Here is a 22,844-nt window from a genome sequence, read left to right as displayed (position 1 = left end):
TACTTCGAACAGTTAAGCGTTTAGGCAGGACACTATGGAAAAAATGGTCAGGCTATCATCGGCGAAGTTTGGTTGAAACTAAGATGCATTGCATCAAATTATTAGGAGATAAACTCAGTGCAAGGAGTTTTGATAGCCAAGTGAATGAGATCCATGCACGTGTAGCAGTCCTTAACAGATTTATGGAATTAGGTCGACCACTTACCCAAGTTACGCCTTAAATTTGGCTCAATTAGGGGCGCTTTGCATTTCAAATCTTTGTGCAACAAAGCCAATTAGAGTTAACAGTTTCATCAGCAGTTAAATTAATTTGATATATTGATGCAAGAGTATTACGAATATTCAATTCTAGTGCTTGAATAGTTTGACTTATATTTTCAAAAAACTCTTGCTTCTTAACTTCCTTACTATCTTCAAGAAGTTTTTGATGTGTTTTTTCAAGCTGTTTTAGCTCATCTATTTGCTTAAATAGTACTAGCTCTGCTTGGACAACTGTCATCATATATTCAGCATCTAAACCTATTGCTGTGCTTAATGCTTGTATACGATATTTTAATTCTGCAATAAATAATTCACGTTTTTCATTGGTAATTGCATGTGAATACACATCTTTCAAGCCATTTGATACTGCACCCTCTCGGTTACTGAAACGAACAACTTCAAGTGTCGTATTTAAACGCTCACAATGTTTACGAATACGTTCAGCTGCATTATTTACGGCTTCATGTGATTGACTCACTAACAAGATATTTTTTACATTTAGTTTTTCAACCAAATAATGTACAAAAGCTGCAATAAATTCTGTTTTACCAGTGCCTGGAGGACCTTGTAATAAGGAAAGTGGGCCATTTCTTAAAATAGTATTGAATGCCTGCCTTTGTTGTCCATTTAAACTAATTTTATGCCCATTACCATCTGTACGATCATAACGTTTAAAATCTTCACTAGTAGCAACATCCCAATAACGTGTAGCTTCTCCTCTAAAATCTGGATCGAATAAATCCACCAATTGAGGAATAACACTTCTTCTTTCCAGCAATCGTTCTAATGCAAATTTTCTTTTACGTAATGAAGCATTGGATTGTTGAGAACGGAAAAAGATGATATCCCCTTCTTGAGGTAAACTACGTAAATTTCTAACCTTGCTTAAACGAATCTCATTCAGACCAGATTTTTTAAAATTTACTTCCCCTACTCGATATTCAACCAGACTATTGCCGTCAGCTTCACTTTTATCAGATTTCAGATCAGGCTTTAATGTAACTGCAAATACTTTTTCTATTCCATCAAAATTTTCTAATGGATCATTGTCAGAAACGTAAGGAAATACGATATCACCATCTAAGCTATAAGGTTCACTTGATATTTCAATATTTGGGGAAGATTCAATTTCTGTATCTAAAATTGCTCGCCATAAATCCTGTGTCGATATGAGATTTTTTGAATCATGTTTATTTTCAAAATCACCAAACCCAAAAGGTAAATCTTCCTCTTCTTCAATTACTACTTCTTCAATCTTCTCAATTACTAAATTATTCTCTAAAGACTTTGTTTCCTTACTTGTTTCTAAAATTAAATTAATTGCACGTTGAAAGGACTCATTCTCTCTTAAAATTTGATCTAATAAAGAAAAGTCTCTGCTCGTTGCTTTTATCAAATGAATTTCTTGACTGATTTCAAATTGGCTATCCGCTTTCTCTTTAGAAGATATCGAATTACGCAAGCGTGGCTTCATCCCTGAAGTGAAACGTTTATTTTCAGGATAATAAGTGAGGATATATGTTCCACCTATACCAGTGAATGTAACCCATAGGGATTTTTCATCATGTGGGTTGATTTCAGCTTTCACATATAGTTGGCCATTTTCAGGATAAATTATGACATCTTCATCAAAACGATCACTGAAAACTTTGATTAATTTTTTCCCTATAGAACTTTTTGTTTCATGTAATGCTTGTTTAAAACGTGCAATATCTTTGAATCCATAGGTACGATCTTCAAGTTCTGTTTTTATAGCCTCTGCAATTAATGGATACTGCTCTGATATTTCACCAAACTTAATTCCTAAAATTTCACATGATAGTTTTATCACAGCATAATTATCACGCTGTAAAGCACTTACACCCTCTATCTCGGGTGAATAACGTGTATTTTGTGGTTCCCCACCTGATAATGAGAAATCAGGAATATCAATCAGATAAAAACGGCTTACAGCTCCATCAAATATAATATTATCACCGTGCAAATCACCATGATAAATATGATATTCATGCAAACTCTCTATTGCATTAACTAATTGTTCTATATCATGAATTATTTTTTCTTTTTCTGTTTCATCTAATTTCTGCTCAACTACATTTAGTGGGTACTTTGTATTCCATGATGTCCCATTAGAAATGTGATCTGTTACCAAATAGAGACATGAAGATTTCTGAGCAATACCGAATTCACGTATTACTGGTAAATATGGTGAATTAACATTTCGGATTTTTTCAATTTTCTGTAAAAAATTATAAACCTTAAATGATTCACTTGGGGATGCAGTGATACCACCACAATTTAACCATGCTTTAACTACGGTGTTGTTACTGATATAGACTTCTTTCTCATCAGTTTCAATGAAGAACTTCCCAGTTACTGGATATTCTCTAGAATGATTTATTGGATGGCGGTAGGGTTCTAATACGCTTACATCAAAAGTTACACCCACATCCAATTTAGGTTCATTTCTTTTAATAGCATCAAATAGCTCTCTAGCACTTCCATATGTATTTGTAGTAATTGCATCTAACAATATAGGTGCGTACCATTTATCGCTCTTAATTAACTCCTCTTGTAAATTCAAACAGCTTCTATCAGATATGCGCTGTGCTGTTAAAAGATGCCAAATAATAATGGCTAAAGCTTGAACATCCTGCTCAAATGGAGTTAAAGCAAATTTCCCACTTACATTCTGATTTCCAGACTCAATAGCTCCTACTGAAAGTAAATGACGAAAATCACCTACTGTTCCAATTGGTTGATAATACGCTGAGATAAAGTTCGATAATGCAACAGTTTTGGTTGGTGAAATCCATAAACTATGATCGTGAATGTCACGGTGTGCTATTTTTAAATTATGAAGAGCTGCAAACTTTGCAATTAGTAATTTTGCAATTACCAAACGATCTAATTCTGGCAATCCATTTGCATACTTACCAATAAACTCGTTAAACCGTACATGGTTTGGGGGTAATTCAAATAGCTCAGGACATACTGTAGTGACTGTGTCTTTCTGAAAACTAGTTAGTGAACGTAGACAACTATTATATAAATCATGATCTAAATGATTTATATATTGCAAAACTTGACGTTCTCTAGAAATTATTTCTGCTCGACCATCTGTAGTTTTTCCTTTGACATCTTCTACTTTATCGAAATCCCATATTCTTAATAATGCAGTAGTGGTTATTTGTGATTCAGCTAATGCGATATATTCACTATAAATTTCTTTAGGATGCTTAAATATTAGCTCCTGAGCTTTGTATCCTGATGTACGGAAAGGTTTAGCTGTAGTCTGATCACCAAGAAATAATTCATCAAAAACAGCAAAATCTTGATTTAATGTCTTAGCATTTGGATGCGGATGAAAGCGGTTATAGAAAACTTTTGGATCAGCGAATTTTAGGAAATCATCTAAAGATATAGTATGGTGAAGATCTGTTTCTGGTAATTTACTAAAATCTGAATTTCCTGTCATTACAACAAAAAATTCTATAAATACAGGATAGTTTTTGTTAGTTAATCTATGGCGTAATGGCTTAAGCTTTTCGCTTAATGTATATTTTTTATTTTGCGTAATTGATACAGGTGAGCGATCCATATGTTGACCACCTTTATACCATTGATCGCCTCTTGCTGTAATTGGTTGGTGGTTCCAGTCTTTTAATTCAATAATCAATACATTGCAATGCGTTATGATTATTAAATCAAATTCACCTTCTCGACCTTTAGAACTAATAAATCTAAATCCAGCATAACCTTTCCACGGGAACATATGTCCTTTCTTAGAGAAAGCTGTTTCAATTTTTTTTATCGCCTCAATTTCGTGTTTATATAAACCTGAATACCAATATTTAACTTCCAAAACCTAAGACCCTATGAAATTGTACTTATATGTATAAATTATAGATGATTTTTAACGCTTAATATTGAGTTAAATAAGCAGAGTTGAGAAAGTTGAGAAAGTTGAGAAAGTTGAACTTACAAGATTAGATATTAAAAATAATATTTTTATAATAAAGGGGGAACTATGTATTTCAATAATTCCGGATGATGCCAATACATTTTTTTAATTTTAACTCATGTCACTCATGTCACTCATGTCACTCATGTCACTCAGATTTTATTCCTTTAGAGACCAATACCATATATCACCACATTTTTCCCTTTTTATCATATCTGTTCCAGCAGCCACTCTTTCAGCAGTACTTTTAGAAATACCTTGAGCAAGATACCAAGCTTCCATTTCTTTCGAAGAAATTGGACTCTGTAATGTCAGTTTTTCTAATATGATTTGTTCTGCTTTCTCCCGCTGTGTTAGTCGTGTTAGTCCACCTTTTTCAATTAAAAAGTCATCAATATGACCTTCAATAGGCTCTCCCCATTTTGTCGTAGATGTTTCAATATCATCACCAACTAGGACGGTATCTATTTGATAGGCCAAATTAATATTCTGTAGCTCATCAACATTTGATTTGAGTTTAGAAAAATAGCACTCCCCCGATGATTGAATCTTAGTGGTTGCTAAAACCACACGTGCTAATGCCGTAAAAGCTTGTGATCCAATGATTCTATCTAAAAGTGAGATATCACGTTTTGCTTTACTCAGATGGGTTATACAAAGAATCGTGCAATTAAATTTTTCTGCAAACATCAATAATGGCTCTAAGGTTTGTCGCACGTAGTTTGCCTGATTCATGTCTTTTTTTAACAAGCTTACAATCGGATCGAAGATTATTAATCGTAAGTCAGGATTAGCTTCAGCATATCGATATAATTTGTCAATTTCGTCTAAATTAAAAGGCTTGATTCTTCCATGTTGGTCATAACAACCTTGCATAACCATGATATTCGAGTCATCACCGTTATAAGACATGATTCTCGGCTTAATACTGTCATGTACTGAATCTTCGGATGAGTAAATTAAGACTTTCCCTGGTACTTCACATTTCGCCCCATCAGGAAAACTGCCTCCAGTGGATATTGTGGATGCAATCGACATCGCAATATTAGTTTTACCTGTTCCTCCTTCTCCAGCAAATAACACTAATTTGCCTAAAGGTAGCCAGTTTTTCCAAAGCCATTCTGTGGCTTTAGCTTCAACAGAAGATAAAGAAATAGCTGCCAAAGATACTAAAGTGGATTTTTGAGAATTAACTTGTTGTCGATTCATTTATTTTCATCCATTTTAGCGTTTAAAAGCGTTAATTGATCAAGAATATATTGATAAGTTTGCTCAGATGTATACTTGCAGCATATTTCGTTAATGGATACAAATAAATGTTTATTTTCCTTAGGTTCATTGAAGCCAATCATGACTTTATGAATGTTTTTATCAAGTTGCTTTGAAAGTAAATGAAACCCAAAATCATTGTTACTAACATAAATCACTGGATGTTGCTTACTTGCGAGAACCCTAAAAACAAATCCAGAATCTGTAGTAAAGGCAATAGTCTTATGTTCCATGAACATATTTGCTGTAAGTATATAGCCATCTCCCACTTTGAATTCAATATGCTTTCGGAGTTCATACCTTGGTTCAGTTAATTGATTCCATTTTTTCGCCAATCCTGAAATAATAAATCCTGTAATTCGACTGATATCGTTCTTTTGACATAACGGTAAAGCTGTACATCCTTCACAGTCATAATCCGGTAAATCAAAGTATATATTGCTTTTTTTTCGCACTACATATACTCCATCATCCTGATCTAAAAGATTTGCTTTGAACTCCTCAGCTGACTTACATACGATCCTTGAACCGTTCTCACTATTAAAAGAGAAAAAGATGGAATCATCTTCGTCTAGTACAGTTCTATACTGGTTATAACTGCTTCTTTCTAAAAAAAAATTCATATTTAAATCTCTAAATTGTGTCTTTAAAAGATAGATCAACTGACTGAAGCATCAATGAGTTAATCTATAAATCCATTATTTCAGAGATTTTTTTTTCATGATCTATTTGATGCGAATTCACAGAAAAAAGTCTATTGTTTTTATCATTAGTATTAATAATCAATTACTTAAAAATCTAAAAAATAGCATTCTTCTAATAATTTATTGATACTTAGCTATTTTTGCTGTTTGAACCGTACCGGGTTTGTCGGAGAGTCAATATTCTGAGAGACTATCCCGATGACAAAATTAAAATATACCCCTGAAATCAGAGAAAGAGCGGTTCAATTATTGATTGAATCTGAAAAAGATTATCCTTCTACTTGGGCTGCAATCACAGCAATTGCGCCTAAGATCGGTTGTACTCCTGAAACACTTCGTGCCTGGCATCAAAAGCATTTAGATCAGCAAAATCCTATTAAAGTACAACAGATATCTGATCAAGAAAAAATGAAGCAAATGGAACGTGAAATTAAAGAATTAAAGCGTGCCAATGAAATTCTACGTAAAGCAGCCGCTTTTTTCGCCCAGGCGGAGCTCGACCGCCCATACAAATAATGGTGGATTTTATCCATAACAATAAAGATCGATATGGTGTTGATGCGATTTGTAGGATTTTACCGATCGCAGCTTCAACCTATTACCGGACTTTAGATCTCGCTGACAATCCAGAACATCGAGCGAAACGAGATCTACATGATGAGCATCATGCTGAACAAATTAAACGAATTTGGAAGGAAAGTTCAGGTCGATATGGTGTACGTAAAGTCTGGCAAAAATTAAAACGTGAGGGTTATGTTATTGCACGTTGTACAGTTGCTCGATTGATGCAAAAGCTAGGTATACAAGGTGTTTGGCGTGGTAAGAATAAACAAACCACCCGTAACCGAGATGACCAAAAACGGGCAGATGATTTAGTGAAACGTAATTTTAATGCTGATCATCCAAACCAACTATGGGTGGGTGACTTTACCTATATTCAAACTCATTCAGGCTGGGTATATACCGCATTTGTTATTGATGTGTTCTCACGAGCAATTGTTGGATGGAAAGTATCTACACGGATGAATACAGATATGGTGCTCGATGCATTGGAGCAAGCATTGCACGATCGAGGTATGCCTAAGAATGTGATTCATCATTCAGATAGAGGTGTTCAATATCTTTCTATTCGCTATACCAATCGTTTAGAAGCAGCAAATTTACGAGCATCAGTCGGTACGAGAGGTGATTCATACGATAATGCTTTGGCTGAAACGGTGAATGGCTTATACAAAACAGAGGTGATTGAATATTTAAAAGCAGATTGGCAAGGTTTAGCGGATGTACAACTTGCGACATTAAATTGGGTAGATTGGTTCAACAAAAAGCGTGTACATAGTGCACTAGGTTATGTATCACCTTTTGATTTTGAAGCAATGTACTATGATAAGATTAACCCGTTAGGTCAGGTGGCCTAACTTAAATAAAAAAGTCTCCGACAAACCCGGTACGGTTCAGTTTATTAATTCATCAAATTAATAGCTATAATGACCTATAGAGGATTTTTTAGAACCAACGAATATATTGCATATTAATAAAAAGATTACTTAGATTCTTTTCACATTAAAAAAGCCTGTATAACCAAGCTATACAGGCTTTTTGTAACTCACAATATCGCAATTTAATTTAATATATTATTGATCTGTTCTTCCAAACTACGCCCAGATTCATCTATATTAGCTCAAACATGCTATGGCTCATTCTTTCTAATTATCCAACATCACTGTTCATACCGCTTCTCCAACTTCTACATTTGGTACTATATTTTGCATAATAGGTTTAATATCAAGAACGTTATAAAGTTGCTCTTTCAGTAAGGCTTTTCTCTTTTCATGGAATTTTAAAAATTCTGTAAATTCTAGGGAAACATCATTTGGGTATAAGCCTGTTGATCGAATTGCCTCTTGGTCAGCTTTAGATTGCTCTGCAAACCAATCTTCTAAAGGCTTATCATTTTTACCTGAGTTCCAGCGACCATTCAGTAACTGTAAATTTGGCAGACTATCCTTGAGATCAATCATTTTTTGATGTAGTTCTACTGGTATTCCTGCTTTAGACATTTCAGTTTTATTGAACTTAGATTTTGGATGAATATGATCTTGTGCAAAATTGACATCACGCAATCTAAAATCTGGATTCAGTAATACCAAGATATTGAACGTAATTGCACCATATTCTCTTGATAAAACATCGTCAATATTGTCATCAGTAACGAGTAAAGATTTACCACCCGACAGTTTTGTTGATTTTAAAACTTCAAAATCAAATTTAGATTGTTTTAAAACATAAATACCATGCTCATTTTTATCTCGTAGTGCTCTTCTCAATTCTTGTAAAACAGACTCCTGAGAGCTACCAAATATTTGCTTCACATTGGCGTGAACCAAGTATTTAATCATTTGTTTTTTACTGATGTCATCTACCTGACCACCTTTATATAAATGGTACACGATTGGCAATAGTGCATTTTGAGAAGGTAAATGTTCGCCTGAATATCCAAACTCATCCAAAATACGCACAGCTCGATCAATTGCTTTTTGAATGTTTTCCCAGCTATTTTTAATTTTTTCTACATTTTCAGCTTTGAAGGAATTTACTTTATATTTCACATCTAAATCTGTGAGATACAAGCACGCTCGCATAATGAATTCATTACCAAATTTGAAACGTTGACCAATTGCATTAATATCTTTATTGAGCTTTTCAATTTTATCTCGACCGTCTGACCAAGTTGCCACTACAGTTGAAAACAATAAATCGGTTTTACTCAGTATCGTTCCACCACTATTCACACGCACAAAAATTTTGAGAATATTTTCTAAATCATTTTCACGTACCTGAAAGTAGCTAATCAGATTTGCATCATGAAGTCGTGCATGTAATGTTTTTAAACCCAATAAAACTTGTGTCTGATGTTGTTCAAATGCTGCCAAAAACATTTTTTGGCCTTGGTGTGCGCTTTGTATTTGAGCTGCTAATGTCTGATAGTACGCTTCAATATCCTCATCGTTATCCCAATACAAGGACTCTCCAACCTTAAACCAGTAACATGGCTTAATTTGATCCTCAATTTTACGTTCTAACTTTTGACTTTCTTTCTCTGTCAAAAAGCTGAATGGATAGTTTTCCGCTTCATTGAGTTTTATTTCACCTGAGTCAATGACATAAGGTAAATTCAGTAAATCAAGGTATAGACGTTTTTCAGGGTAAGCATTTGGGTTGGACTTCCAAGCATAACTGTTTTTAGTTTTATGAAATCCATTAAAACCAATATACATTGAGCTTAGTCGCTGTTGTCCATCCAACACGCCAATGATTTGTTCATGGCTAAAAGCTCCTTCTTTACGACGGTTGTAGGGAGTTCGTTCATCATAGTCTTTTAAAAACTCATAGAACACATAGTCTTTTGCAACTTTGGCATCAAGTTCCCAAAATAGAAAAGCTCCGATAGGATAACCACGCATAATGGAGTCAAATAGGCGTTCAATTTGTTCTTTTTTCCATACAAACTTACGTTGTAAGGCTGGTAAAAAAACTTTGTTTTGCTCTATTTGTCGAGTCACTTCTCGAATTGATAACGTGCTATACCCCATAAATCACCTCTCAAATATTTTACTAACCGCACTTAGGTCAGCTCTGTTGCATAAACAACAAATAATTATTTCAATCAATCAACCTTGGGCTGATAATTAAATAAACCAATCAAAGTCAAATACTTACTCAATATCAATGATTAAAATAGTGCTACATTCCTATTTTTCTTAAAGTTTTCAGCTTGCTCAAATATCTCTTTATAAACTTCACGTCGATCAATCGGTGGATAGCCCCACTCATCTAGTAACACCATGAGGTCAAACTGTAATCCAGCTTTAATATCTTCTCGCTTGTTCCAGTCAATATATTTTGCCTTATCATCAATAATTGCTTTTACTTCTTTAGAAAGCTCTAATAATTTATCTTCTGGATAAGTGAAATCATATTTATGAGCTAGTGATATCAATATGTCATAAAAAGCTTTTTCTTCGAAATCTATTCCCAATTTCCCAAATGAAGACATTTCCTCACGTAGCTCGTTATACAGCTTAATAATCTCATCAGAGAAATCTTCAATTACCTTTGCCTGAAGTATATCTTGCTCATCACGCTCATTATATTTCTCAACAAGTGCATTCATTTTTTTTGTGAAATCAATACCCTTAATTTTATTGGTCTTTTTAATTTGACCAATCGCTTTAGCGAGCAACTGTTGGAGGAGTTGTAGTTTAGTATTAGGTTGTTTAATGACTTCTAACTTAGCAAGATAGTCTTCATCGAAGATATCTATCTCACCATCTGATTTATCACCTAACTTAAAGATTTCCTCAACCCCATCACTAATCAAAGCATTTTTAACTAATTCACGTACTTTCTGATTCATCTGCTCAACGTCAGGTGCACCACCTGTTGTGATTTTAAAAATGATGGTACGTATAGCTAGGTAGTAATGGATCTTGTCTTTATGAGCTTTTGTTAAATCTGCGCTCCCTACACAAATATCGTAAGCAGACTTAAGACGTTTGGTTAAATCCATAAAAGTTTTTTCAAACTTCTTCGTTCTTAAAGCAAAGTCAGCAGAGGCATTCAAACACTGTAGCTGTTCTAGTGGTGTACCAATATAGTAAAGCTTAGAATCAAATTGATAATATAAATTATCGAGTAAGGCTAAGTGGTCTTTCACAACAACAACGGACTGCTGAATATCATCTAGGTCCTGCTTTTGATTGCCAGTGTAATGCGAAAGCGCAAGATTCATCTGCTTCTTAATACCAATATAATCTACTACTAAGCCACTTTCTTTGCCTTCAAATTTTCGGTTGACCCTTGAAATTGTTTGAATCAAATTGTGCTTTTGTAAGGGCTTATCAATATAGATCGTATCAAGAAATGGCACATCAAAACCTGTTAACCACATATCTACCACGATTGCGATTTTAAAGTTTGATTTTTCATTTTTAAACTGACGATCTAATTCTTTACGGTATTCCTTAGTACCAAGTTTATCCCACAGGTCTTTTTCATCATCTTTATTTCGAGTCATAACCATTTTGACCCGTTCTATTGGCAAGATTTTTTTCTGTTCGCTGTCAGATAAGGTTGAGCCTTCTTCACAGGCTCTAACTTCATTCCATTCGGGACGTAGTTCAATGATATCTTTGTATAGCTGATAAGCCGCTTCACGACTGCTACACACAAACATTGCCTTCGCTTTTTGAGTCGTGCCCTCATTAACACGTTCTTCATAATGCTCAACAAAGTCTTCCGCTATGGCTCTTATACGGTCTGGATCACCTAATATGGTAGACATACTCGCCATGGTCTTTTTGCTTTTTGCAATCTGGTATTCATTAGCACCAGCTTCTGCACTTTCTTTGTAGTATTTTTCTACCTCTTGTAATTGGCGACCATCTAATAAAACTTTGGCTGCTCGACCCTCATAAACAATCCGCACCGTGATTTCATCAAACACCGATTCCACCATAGTGTAGCTATCGACTACAGCACCAAATACTTCCAGGGTGGCATCAATAGGTGTACCTGTGAAGCCAACATAGGTCGCATTAGGTAAGGAGTCATGCAAATATTTGGCAAAACCATAGGTCTTTTTAACACCATCCTCTGTGACAGTAATCTTTTGCTCTAGATTCACTTGGCTACGATGTGCTTCATCTGAGATACAAATAACATTCGCACGCTCAGTCAACAATTCCAAATCTTCAGTAAACTTGTGAATGGTTGTCAGGAATACACCACCACTTTTACGACCTTTGAGCTGTTCACGTAAATCTGCACGACTTTCTACGCTAATAATGTTTTCATCACCCACATAAGTTTTAGCATTTGTAAAAATGCCCGCAAGCTGATCATCTAGGTCTGTTCGGTCAGTGATTAAGACAATCGTTGGACTACCTAATTCGACATCCTTCATCAATAAGCGTGCAAGAAAAAGCATGGTAAAGCTCTTACCACAGCCTGTAGCACCAAAGTATGTACCACCCTTACCATCTCGCAATTTATCTACATCAACCAATCTTCCCTGATCATCAATCAATTTCATATGCTGCTTGATATTGGCATATAGCTTGGTTGCAGCATAATACTGCGGGTAACGACAAACGACCTTCTCTTCTTTACTCGATGTATCTGGGATATAGATGAAATTACGAATAACATCGACCAAGCGTGCTTTATTAAATAAGCCACTGATCATAGTTAATAGTGAATTGATACCATCCTTTTCTAGCTTCTCTTCCCCTGTCACTTTGCGCCAAGAATAATAGAACTCGTACGGTGCAAAGAAAGACCCCATCTTAGAGTTAACCCCATCACTAATAACGCATAGGGCGTTATATTTAAATAGCTCTGGAATATCACGCTTATAGCGGGTTGTTAGTTGTTTATAGGCATCAAATAAGGTGGCATCTTCTCGAATAGTGCTCTTAAACTCAAACACCACCAATGGCAGCCCATTGATATAGAGAATGCTATCAGGAATACGTAGCTCATAGCCCTGTATCTCCATTTGACTGACGATACGATAGAGGTTGCTGTCTCGGGAGTCATTACCAATCACATCATAGTCAATCAACTGAATGTATAAATCTTTCTGTGTGTGATCTTCACGCTTTAATAAAAAGCCATCAGAAATAAATTTCATGATGGCTTTATTAGTGTCATAAAGATCAGATGCTGAAAGGTATTCAAGCTTATGAATAATCGAATCAATCTCATAATTCGTGATTGATTCGGCTTGATAACGTGTCGCCAGAAACTCACGAAGATCAGACTTAATCAGCACATCTTCAGGTTTGCGATCAATGTTCTCACCACAACTATGTGGGTAGTCCTCAGAACCTAATAACTCAATGATGGCCTGTTCAAGTCTATCTTCTGTAAATTTCAATTATACGTCCTCTACTAATGGTTCTGCCTCTGGGATTCTTATCTCACCAGATATTAATTTGGGCAACAAAGTGTCACGAAGTTTCGCTAACTCTTTAGAAGAAAATAAATTTTGATACCATTTTTCAAAAATTGAATCTGAATAAAGTCCAAAAGCTTCTAGAACTTCAACAGGAGGTTTGATCGTATAAATTCGCTTCATGTCTTTTACAGTTACATGACCAAGACCAGTAGTTTGTTTATCTCTAGCTATTTCTGTAAAGATTGGCTTTAAGTATTTCAATAAATAATATACAAAGGTTTTATCACTATCTTTGTGAAGTACAACATTGAAAATATGTTGGTTTAACCACCCTTTTCCGCCGGTCCAAATGAATGTATCAATGGAAGTGTCTGGATTACCTGACCATGAGAATAAAATATCACCATCATTAATTGCATATTTTTCTGCCATTTTTTGAGTAGTGAATTTGGTTTGTTCGGAAATACCATTTTTTATTTCTGCAATTTTAACTATCGGTAAGGCCTCTTTTTCATCTGAGAAATATTGGCTTTTAAAAGATGATCCATTAATAAAGTCTGCAACCTCATATACTGGGGTAATACTCCATCCTTTTGGTATCCATCCCATTTCCTTATTAAATTCCAACTCATCAGGGAATAAAGAACGAATAGCACGATTATTCTCATTTTTTTTGATTGTTTTACGCTGTTCTGCACGGTCAAAAAGCTCATCAGGAATTGAATTTCCAGCCTCTAAAGCATTATCAATAACAGGATCAAAATCGACAAACCAGCTCTTAAACAATGCCTGTGCCATTGCTTCTAGTGTTTTGTTCATGTCTTGGTTTAATTCGATCTTATCATCTAAAGTTTTTAAATAAGCTACTATTCTATTTTGCTCTTCAAGTCTTGGACATGGCACCATAATAGCTTTAACTGAACTAGAAGCTTTTGAAATAGCAGGCACACCAACTTGTGAAGCATTAGCCAGTAACCTGTGTTGGCCTAGATGTGTTCTAAAAAAATAATTTACAAAGTACGGATTTACCTTCTTTGTATCAAGACTCACTTTAAGCTGACTTTGCGAAACTATATATTTTTCATAAAGAGAATCATGAGGAATTATACTCACTTGTCCGATAGTTCCTCGGTGAGTAATAACCAAATCTCCCCGATAAGCCTGAGAGCCTTTTAGCTCTTCTGCTTTTTCTGGAGTAAGGAAATCAAAATCCGAGTCCAAAACATACGCACCATGTAATTGACTACCTTTGATAATCGGAATACCTGCTGTTACAAAATTTTCTGCTTTAATTCTAGAACCGAAAGGCCCCATAGCTATAGAACCCTTCACCGGAGCTTTTAAGTCATCTATTTTGTACTCTACCCAATCATTTACCATAACCTAAAACCTCCAAGTTTTGACGAATGATCGCATCAAGCTTTTCTGACTCTTGCATTTGTATATATAGGGTTTGGCTGAGTTCTAACATTTTTGTTTCAAACAATATGCCATCATCTTCTATTTCAACTGCGCCAACATAACGCCCTGGTGTGAGTACATAGTCATTGGCTTTGATTTCATCAAAAGTTGCAGATTTGCAATAACCTGCCTTGTCGGCATAAGCTTCATAGCCACCAGCATCTTGCTCACCACGCCATGCATGATAAGTATTTGCTATCACTTCAATATCATCTTTAGAAAGTTCTTTGGTGGTACGACTAATCATGCTGCCCATGTTTCGAGCATCAATAAATAACGTTTCACCTTGACGATTTCGAAGCCCACGTGCTTGGCTATTGGCTGATTTGGCTTGTTTATCTTTACTTATGAACCATAAACAGACAGGAATTTGGGTGGTATAGAACAACTGCCCAGGTAATGCAATCATGCAATCAACCAAATCATTTTCGATAATTTGCTGACGTATTTCACCTTCACCGCTTGTAGTTGTAGACATTGAGCCGTTGGCTAATACAAAACCTGCTGTACCGTGCTCAGAAAGCTTAGATATCATATGTAATATCCAAGCATAGTTAGCGTTGCCTGTAGGTGGTGTTGGATAACCTGCCCAACGTGGATCATCTACTAATTCATCAGACGCACGCCAGTCTTTTTGGTTAAAAGGTGGGTTCGCCATAATAAAATCAGCTTTTAATGTTTCATGCTGATCTTTAAAGAAAGTATCTGCTGCAACTTCACCTAGATTGCTAGAAATGCCACGAATAGCAAGATTCATCTTAGCCAGTTTATAGGTTGTACTTGTGTATTCCTGTCCATAGATAGATACATCTTTGGTATTGCCATGATGGCTTTCAATGAACTTAACGGATTGCACGAACATACCACCCGAACCGCAACACGGGTCATAAATTTTACCTTGATATGGCTCAAGCATTTCCGCAATAAGATTAACTACTGATTTAGGTGTATAGAATTCACCACCACCTTTACCTTCTGTAGCAGCAAATTTACCCAAGAAATACTCATACACACGACCCACTGTGTCTTCCTCTGGGTTTTCTAGTGTGTCAATGTTATTGATGACATCAATCAATGCCGAAAGTTTACTTGTGGTTAAACCAAGACGAGAAAAGTAGTTATCAGGTAATGCACCCTTCAGAGATTGGTTTGTCTTTTCAATAGTGCTTAAAGCCGTGTCAATTTTGAGCGCAATATCCTCTTGCTTTGCATTTTGTTTAATGAAGCTCCAACGACTTTCAACTGGCAAGTAGAACACATTATCTTTTGTATAGGCTTGAACTACATCAATATGCTTTTCATAACCCTTATCAATGAGTTTCTGTTTTTGCTTTTCAAAAGTATCGCTGATGAATTTTAAGAAAATTAGGCTTAGAACAATATGTTTATATTCAGATGATTCAACACTACCACGCAATTTATTCGCAGCATCCCAAAGTGCCTCTTCAAATGATTTATCATTCTTTTTTTCAGGTGCTTTTGCCATAACTCTCAATTCTCAACAATTCATTTGTATACGCTGACACAAATTAGATTATTTGCTATGGCATGTAAAGAATGGATGGTTGGGAAAAGCAATATCAAGGATAATTTTCTTAACCTATCATTTGTATTTTAGGACAAAAGACAAACAGTTTAATTAAATACGCTCAAGGCTCTAGTCTTACAACATGATCGTATTTGACAGTTAGCCCAAATAATTAAGTGTAAAGTCACATAGACATACCACAATCTGCATCATGATTTTTTACTTTTGCTTTGTTGATTTCAGCTTTCATGTTATGAATACGTTTCAACTCCAATTCGTATTCATTTTTATAAAGCTCATATAAATTTTCTTCTCTGATTTTCTTCACTTTTTCGATTAATGGCTTTACATCCATTTGAATAATAGGATCAGCACTATAAAGTTTCCAACGTTCAATCTGAGGCACATCTTTGAGTTTTGTTCCGAACTTCTGATTGTAATTAGCATTAGATAGGCATGAAACTTGACTAGGCACTTGAACTTCAATGTCGTATATACGAACGGTCTTCATTGGAGCATATTTTTCTAAAGTTCCATTAATTAATTTTTCAGTCAACTCTCTATACTTTTTGATCTGATCTTTTCCCAAACCTAGTACATCAGCTGTAATTTTTTGCGCTCCTCCACGTTCAGGATTTTTAGGTCTATATTGCCTAAAAAACAACTCTGGTGGTCGCTCAAAGTCATCAAGGGTTGTACGCTCAGAATATTGTAAATGTAAATGTGGTTGATCACTTTCACCATCTAAAATGCCTTTATGATTGTGAATGGCACAGCTATATGGAAATTTAAATTCATCACAAAAAGCATTTATTAAATTCTTTGATAATTCTATTCGTTGTTCTGAGTTTAATTCCTTAGGTAAAGCAATAGTAATATGACTGGATGTACGACTATTCTTTTTTTCATATTTATCAGCAGCAATCCAAAATTTATCCGGCTTATATTCTGCCCACCCAGGCATATTACCTGAGCAAACAAATTCAACTTCTTCATTTAAATCAATCTTGTTTAACTTAAAATGCTTAATTCGAGTAATATAACAATAGCCATTAAATGAACTTTTAGAACTCTGTTTACGATTATGTCTTAAATCAAAATAAAACATTTTCAATAACTCCCTGATAAAAGAGTTAATATATTTTTAAATAATTAAAATAAATCTATTTAAGAAGAAAAGTTCAGAAAAGTGGTTATATTTCTAAATAGGTTTTTCAAGATTTATACGGTAGCGACATGATCTTGAGCAGGACTTAAAGAACAAAAAGTGCCCCCAATAATCAGAAGTCAAACCTCTAGATGATTTTTATGGTGTAACGCCTATTTCTATCGTGTAACGCACATTTTTTATCGTGTAACGCACCATAAATTATAGTGTAACGATTTATCCTTAATAGTGTAACGCACATAAAAAAGACTCTGAATAAAATATTTTGTATATATATCAATAACTTAAAAATTATATTAATTGGGCTTTTGGTCCCACAGGGCGAGTAGTAGTGTCTTTTTAGTACAACATTTGCAACGCAAATGATGGAATAAAAAGACACGGAGACGAGATAAGAATTTTTTGTGCGCAGCCCAAAAAATTCTTAAAAGCGCCAGCTTTATTAATCGGGTAACTAAGTGGAGAGCAGGATAGCTATTTTTTTGAGATTTTGCATGAAACTCATCATGCATTTTGGGTTCCTGTTAAAGATAGAGCTTTCCTCTAACGTAACGCAAGGAGCCTTCAAATGACAGCCGGTAGACCCAAAAAAATTATCAAAAAAAGTGATTTATATAATTTTCTTTATACACAAAAAGAAGAATTATTTATCACGCCTAAATATCCATGTGAAATAAATTTAATTAATATTCTCGAGAATACAGATTTAACAAAAATAGATTTTAAAAAATTTACAGAAACCCATAAAAATCTAATCAATGCATGCCAATATAAGGAAAATCAAAGAATCAAAAACCATCAAACATTAAAATATATAAAAACCATCCCATTTGATAATTTAACAGACATTGAAAAAAACATTCTGAAAAAAGAAAAAGAGTATTTAGATTATAACCCTAATGAATACTTTAACCTGCAAGAACTACTGAGTAATTATCGTAGTCATAATAATGGAAAAATAAAAAAATGTGTTTCTGAAAATACTCTTTCTGAATATGAAAAACATCTTCTAGCTGAAAAATTAAAACAAAGGAAAAAGAGAAATAGTGTAATATTTTTTTTAGGTGCATCTTTCAATAAGATATATGAAGCATTTTTTGCTGAATATGGTCGTCCCGTAATAGATACCCTAATAGATATGATGTACATTTATTTCATATATAAATCTAAGATTGAGCACCATCCAACTCTACGCGACATCTTTGATTCTGAAAAAAACAAGCATCTTCCTAACTTTTCAAAACTTGATGAAACACTGAAAGCGATTTCATCAGATCCTAGAAATCCATCACTTAAAAAAGATCGTGATCAGAGTTAAACCAATTAATAGCTCTCAACATTTTGGCATTACCTTCTGATAACACACTTCAATTTAATCTTATCCGGCTCATCCAATGAGCCGGATATCCTTTCTTTTCACTCACACTCAAATATTGGATTGTTCAAAAATCAAGAATAGGACTAAGTACATCTGCTTCTTATAAAAATATATCCATACCTGAATGGCTCATAAAGTGCCTTAAGTTGCAGTTAAGACCATACTGAAACTTACGATCATTTCAAACAGGTCTGATCCATTGGGTCAAAGTGATCTGTTCTTCTTTATAAATAAAATAAACAATAAAAATAATTAAATATATTTAGCACATGTTAGCTATCACTCTACTTTTCATCTTTTTTAAAAAATTTTATTTAAAGGCCTTGACCTATTTAGCATAGCGGGATAACCTAAATTCAACACAGCAAAATCTGTGTTCAGGCGTGGAAACCTGCTATTATCCAAGAGTGCAAAAAAAGTCGCTCATGCGGCATTTTTTTTGCCTACTGTTAAACAGTCTTTATGGCGGTTTGACAGGGCAGCCTTATGCTGGCCGTACTCTTGGAACGGTATTTCCACCCCTGTTAAACTGCCACCAAATACTCTAGTGGAAATGGAGTGGTGGTATGTTCTAAATCGACCAAGAGCATACGACTATGAATGACAAATTCAATAGTGCAAGCCTTTGCACGCCAAAAAAACTTGCCAAACAACTTCTTATTGAAAGCGCAAAACATCTATCTCACAAACAGCGTCAAGCTTTGTTGGATATTGTCCAGACTTTAGACCAAGTAGAAATAAACACTCCTAAAGACATTCCACTCCATGTTGAAACTGAGCAACCGTTTCAAACTGCTACTCCCAGCTATGAATTCCAAAATGAGTACAATCAGGAGTATTGGTCTGGTCAGCATTGCGATTCTTATAGTCAGGAGTATCCTGAAGATTGGCTACGCCGAACTCAGCAACGTCCACGCCCAAAATCCTCTAATACCACTTACTAGCCTTAAGTGAGTATTCTCATGACTAAAAAAACAAAGCTGTTAGTCCAAGGCGACTATCCTCTTATTGCATCTCCTACGCTTGCCCAAGCGTATGGAGTGCCATCAGCGATCTTCCTTCAAAAGCTTCATTACTGCCTGCAAAGTGGTGAAGCTCAAGTAATACAGCAACGAAAGTACTTTTATCACAGCTATGAGCAATGGGCTAAAACCTTAGGTACATACAGTCCCTCCACGATCAAACGTATAGTTTCCAAGCTAAAGAAAGTGGGCATTTTGGTGGTCAAAAAGCTATCTCAAAATAAATGGATTCAAACCAACTTTTATAGCATTAATTACCGAAAAATCAGCGAGCTATTGAAAGAATCTACTGAACCTGCAAATGCTGAAACTGAAGATCACAATCAGGCTGAATCTCCAACTCTGCCATTATCTAAGTTAATGAAAAAAGGGCTAACCGTTAGCGGAGTGTCTGCTTCTTCTCAACAAGCAAAGACCAAGTCTTGTCAGGCTGAAGGTGGGTTGCCACATCCATTAGAGCCCATGGCTCCACCATCAATTCTAGAAGCCATGTCATCTGAAAAGCGTGGCTTATATAACCAGCTTTTACAACTGAAGATAGACATCCATTATGACGATGCACGCCTAGATGAATGGCTGAAACAAAAAAAATATATCATCCGTAAAGCCGCTCATCTCAGAGACCAACTAGGACACTTAAAAATACTTTGGCATTCACCTGAACAGATAGGTTTGAATTTAAGTTAATCAAATAAAGCAGAAAGTTCAGTTCGCCCTCCTCTTTAAATGATTCTGACTTAAATTTTGATGAATAAAAGAGTTGATATAAAACGCTAGACCATTTGCTTAAACTTTTAATGAGATAAGAATAGTGAGTAAACGACCTTATAAAGCAGTAGCCTTTGATGTTTTTGGAACGCTAATTGAAATTAAAAATAGCCAATCACCTTATAAAAAAATGATGAAATGGCTTAAACAACAAGGGCGAAAACCACAACCAAATGATGCTGCGATGATCATGTCGCTAGATGGCAATTTTGAGACAATCGCTTCTTATTTCGGTTATCAACTACCCGCTCCCTTGTTAGCTGAAATGAACAACGATCTTCAAAATGATTTAAAGCATATGCATGCTTTTGAAGATTCAATTCCAACGCTCATTGAACTTAAAAATCTAGGATACAAATTGGCGATCTGCTCCAATGCAGCGACGCCTTATGGTGAAAGAGCACAAAGCATACTTCCACCTTTAGATACTTATGCATGGAGCTTTCAGGTCGGTGCAAATAAGCCAGATCCTTTAATCTACCAACATTTTTTAACTCAAATGAACTGTCAACCAAATGAAGTTTTTTTCATTGGTGATACTCAAATTGCTGATGTAGATGAGCCGCAAAAATTAGGCATGTCTGCAAAAATAATTGATCGTAAAAATGGTGAGAGTCTTTTAGATGTGCTCCAACCCTTGTTAAAAAAATAAATTATAAATCATTTTTCGAGCTGATTTTTAAGATACCAAATCTGGTACTTAACTCATGATATTGAGGATTTAAGTACCAAATTTTGTACCTAACAAATGGGATTAAATCATTAATTCAGTAAGCATAAATATGATTTTTTTATTTCATAATTTTTTTGAATAACCATTTTTTTGAAGTTTTAAACGAAACGAGTTTTTAAAAAATGTCATGTGCTAAGTTTTCCACATGACGATTTATGACTAGGGAAATTTATGCCTAGCCGTGAATAATTTTTAGATCAGCTCAATTGGCTAAGTAATTTTATGCAAAACGAAATTTTAGATGTTCTTTTAGAACTAGGGCTTACAGCTATCGATTGGGTAGATGCTTCAGTGTTCTCAAAGCTTACAGGCATTGAAGAACAAAAACTGACACATCGGCGAAAAAATTGGCCACAAGATCTAGTTTGGACAAAACAAGATGGAAATATTTACTACTCACTTAGAGGTTATAACCAATGGTTGACAGAACAAACTCAAAAACGTTACCAACCGGCGTTAGAATTAGGGAGAATGCACTCGAAATCAACTTCACCTCTAAAAAGCAGCGCTACTACATTACACTCCCACACCCGCCGACTGCGGAAGGTATCCGTACAGCCGCTAAAATTAGAAGTGACCTCATAAATAAAGCCAAATGGGGACTATTGACTGAAAAAGATATTGCTCAAGCAAAAGGCCTTGATGTTACAGAAACTGAATCAATGGATGGTCAGCAAGTCTTATTTCAAGAAGTTGCACAAAAATTTTTAAAGTTTTCGATTGCCAATAAAGATTCAAAAAATGGCTATCGCAAAATTTTAGAATGTCATTGGATGCCTTATTTTGCATTAACACCAATAGCCAATATCACGACTGAAGATATTGAGGAAGTCATTATCGATCGTGATTTTCAAACAGCGAAAACATTTAATAATTGCGCCACGCCTTTACGTGGAGTTTTCGAGTTGGCTGTTAAGCATAATCAGATTTCTGTAAACCCTATGAATAAAATTCAGAATCGTAAGGTTCAGGTGGAAACACCTGACCCCTTCACACGTAAGGAGATGGAAGCCTTACTAGCTTGGCTCGACAAAAGCTTACATGATGAGGACAAATTTTATCGGTGGTATTTTGAGTTTGCCTTCTGGACAGGCTGTAGACCTTCCGAAATGATTGCTCTTAGAGAAAGTGATATCGATTGGTTCAATGGCACATTCAAAGTTAACAAAAGCCGTGTACGTGGTTTAGAAAAAAAGGTGACAAAAACACATACGTCTCGAGAAGTATATCTGAATGAACGATCAACTCTGGCTTTGAAAGCTTTGCTTCAATTTAAAAAGGATCAAGGCTACCAAACAGACTATGTGATGCTATGTCCTAAGACTAAGGAACCCTTCTTTAATGAAAAACCACCTAGAGAGCGTCTTGTAGAAGCGATGAAAGCGTGTTCTATACGTCACCGCCCTGCATACAATGCAAGGCATACTTATGCGACGATGTTGCTGATGGATGGCGTCAATCCAATGTTTGTAGCCGATCAACTTGGACATAGTCTACAAATGCTGATCAAACGCTATACAAAATGGTTGCATGGGGATAAAAATAAGCAAGAAATTGCGAAACTTAGCGTAACTCGTACAGCCTAAATACGTCGAAATCAAAAGCTCTTGCAATGAAAAATGTGGCA

The 22,844-nt window shown here is 35.2% G+C and carries 14 protein-coding genes, 1 pseudogene and 1 other annotated feature; of the genes and pseudogenes, 7 read left to right on the top strand and 8 right to left on the bottom strand.

All coding sequences use genetic code 11. The annotated features are described in order from the left end of the window. Positions 1 to 221, top strand: a pseudogene (locus tag A9J31_RS15480) (IS5/IS1182 family transposase); the annotation flags it as partial. 29 nt (positions 222 to 250) lie between these two features. On the opposite strand, the gene A9J31_RS12310 reads toward A9J31_RS15480, so the two are convergent. From A9J31_RS12310 to A9J31_RS12300, 3 genes are all read right to left on the bottom strand, one after another. Further along, the gene (locus tag A9J31_RS12310; protein ID WP_067766296.1) at positions 251 to 4,126 is read right to left on the bottom strand and encodes an AAA domain-containing protein; all 3,876 of its coding nucleotides are present in this window, start codon (positions 4,124 to 4,126) and stop codon (positions 251 to 253) included. A 258-nt stretch (positions 4,127 to 4,384) separates the two neighbouring features. Next, positions 4,385 to 5,434, bottom strand: a complete 1,050-nt coding sequence (locus tag A9J31_RS12305) for an AAA family ATPase (protein ID WP_067766293.1) — start codon at positions 5,432 to 5,434, stop codon at positions 4,385 to 4,387. Further along, on the bottom strand, positions 5,431 to 6,117 hold the full coding sequence (locus tag A9J31_RS12300; protein WP_067766291.1) for a hypothetical protein: 687 nt from the start codon (positions 6,115 to 6,117) through the stop codon (positions 5,431 to 5,433). Before A9J31_RS12300 ends, A9J31_RS12305 begins: the two co-directional genes overlap by 4 nt. Before the next feature lie 279 nt (positions 6,118 to 6,396). Between A9J31_RS12300 and A9J31_RS12290 the strand changes: the two genes are divergently transcribed. Then, positions 6,397 to 7,616 (top strand): IS3 family transposase gene (locus A9J31_RS12290; protein ID WP_150923082.1). Its coding sequence is split into 2 segments (ribosomal slippage): positions 6,397 to 6,673 and positions 6,673 to 7,616, totalling 1,221 coding nucleotides; the frame shifts between segments, so codons are not numbered across the junction. After that, positions 6,672 to 6,788, top strand: a sequence feature (AL1L pseudoknot). Its footprint overlaps the gene before it by 117 nt. A gap of 309 nt (positions 7,617 to 7,925) precedes the next feature. On the opposite strand, the gene A9J31_RS12285 is transcribed toward A9J31_RS12290, so the two are convergent. The 5 genes from A9J31_RS12285 to A9J31_RS12265 form a co-directional block, all read right to left on the bottom strand. Then, positions 7,926 to 9,791 carry a DUF262 domain-containing protein gene (locus tag A9J31_RS12285; RefSeq protein ID WP_067766287.1) on the bottom strand — a complete coding sequence of 622 codons (1,866 nt, stop codon included), beginning with the start codon at positions 9,789 to 9,791 and terminating at the stop codon, positions 7,926 to 7,928. A 140-nt stretch (positions 9,792 to 9,931) separates the two neighbouring features. Then, the gene (locus A9J31_RS12280; RefSeq protein WP_067766284.1) at positions 9,932 to 13,138 is read right to left on the bottom strand and encodes a type I restriction endonuclease subunit R; all 3,207 of its coding nucleotides are present in this window, start codon (positions 13,136 to 13,138) and stop codon (positions 9,932 to 9,934) included. Next, positions 13,139 to 14,539, bottom strand: a complete 1,401-nt coding sequence (locus A9J31_RS12275; RefSeq protein WP_081410324.1) for a restriction endonuclease subunit S — start codon at positions 14,537 to 14,539, stop codon at positions 13,139 to 13,141. Continuing rightward, complete coding sequence (locus tag A9J31_RS12270; protein WP_067766282.1) at positions 14,529 to 16,106, bottom strand: class I SAM-dependent DNA methyltransferase; 1,578 nt, start codon at positions 16,104 to 16,106, stop codon at positions 14,529 to 14,531. The genes A9J31_RS12275 and A9J31_RS12270 overlap by 11 nt, the downstream gene beginning before the upstream one ends. A gap of 226 nt (positions 16,107 to 16,332) precedes the next feature. Next, positions 16,333 to 17,256, bottom strand: a complete 924-nt coding sequence (locus A9J31_RS12265) for a MobA/MobL family protein (protein WP_067766279.1) — start codon at positions 17,254 to 17,256, stop codon at positions 16,333 to 16,335. Positions 17,257 to 17,884: 628 nt separating this feature from the next. Between A9J31_RS12265 and A9J31_RS12260 the strand changes: the two genes are divergently transcribed. The 5 genes from A9J31_RS12260 (at position 17,885) to A9J31_RS12235 (ending at position 22,803) form a co-directional block, all read left to right on the top strand. Next, entirely contained in the window at positions 17,885 to 18,634 is a 750-nt protein-coding gene (locus A9J31_RS12260; RefSeq protein ID WP_067766277.1) for a hypothetical protein, read from the top strand. Positions 18,635 to 19,290: 656 nt separating this feature from the next. Next, positions 19,291 to 19,638, top strand: coding sequence for a hypothetical protein (locus tag A9J31_RS12250; RefSeq protein ID WP_004730539.1), 348 nt, complete (start codon positions 19,291 to 19,293; stop codon positions 19,636 to 19,638). Positions 19,639 to 19,656: 18 nt separating this feature from the next. Continuing rightward, a complete protein-coding gene (locus A9J31_RS12245) occupies positions 19,657 to 20,403 on the top strand; it encodes a hypothetical protein (protein WP_004730540.1) in 747 nt (248 codons plus the stop codon). Between the two features lie 124 nt (positions 20,404 to 20,527). Beyond that, positions 20,528 to 21,136 (top strand): HAD family hydrolase, encoded by a 609-nt coding sequence (locus A9J31_RS12240; protein WP_004730541.1) that lies wholly within the window; start codon positions 20,528 to 20,530, stop codon positions 21,134 to 21,136. 497 nt (positions 21,137 to 21,633) lie between these two features. After that, positions 21,634 to 22,803 (top strand): site-specific integrase, encoded by a 1,170-nt coding sequence (locus A9J31_RS12235; protein WP_067766272.1) that lies wholly within the window; start codon positions 21,634 to 21,636, stop codon positions 22,801 to 22,803. Positions 22,804 to 22,844: the final 41 nt, after the last annotated feature.

The organism is Acinetobacter gandensis (assembly GCF_001678755.1).
GTDB classification, from domain to species: Bacteria; Pseudomonadota; Gammaproteobacteria; order Pseudomonadales; family Moraxellaceae; genus Acinetobacter; species Acinetobacter gandensis.
The sequence above is the reverse complement of the archived record's forward strand: the minus strand, read 5'-3'. Positions and strand labels throughout refer to the sequence as shown.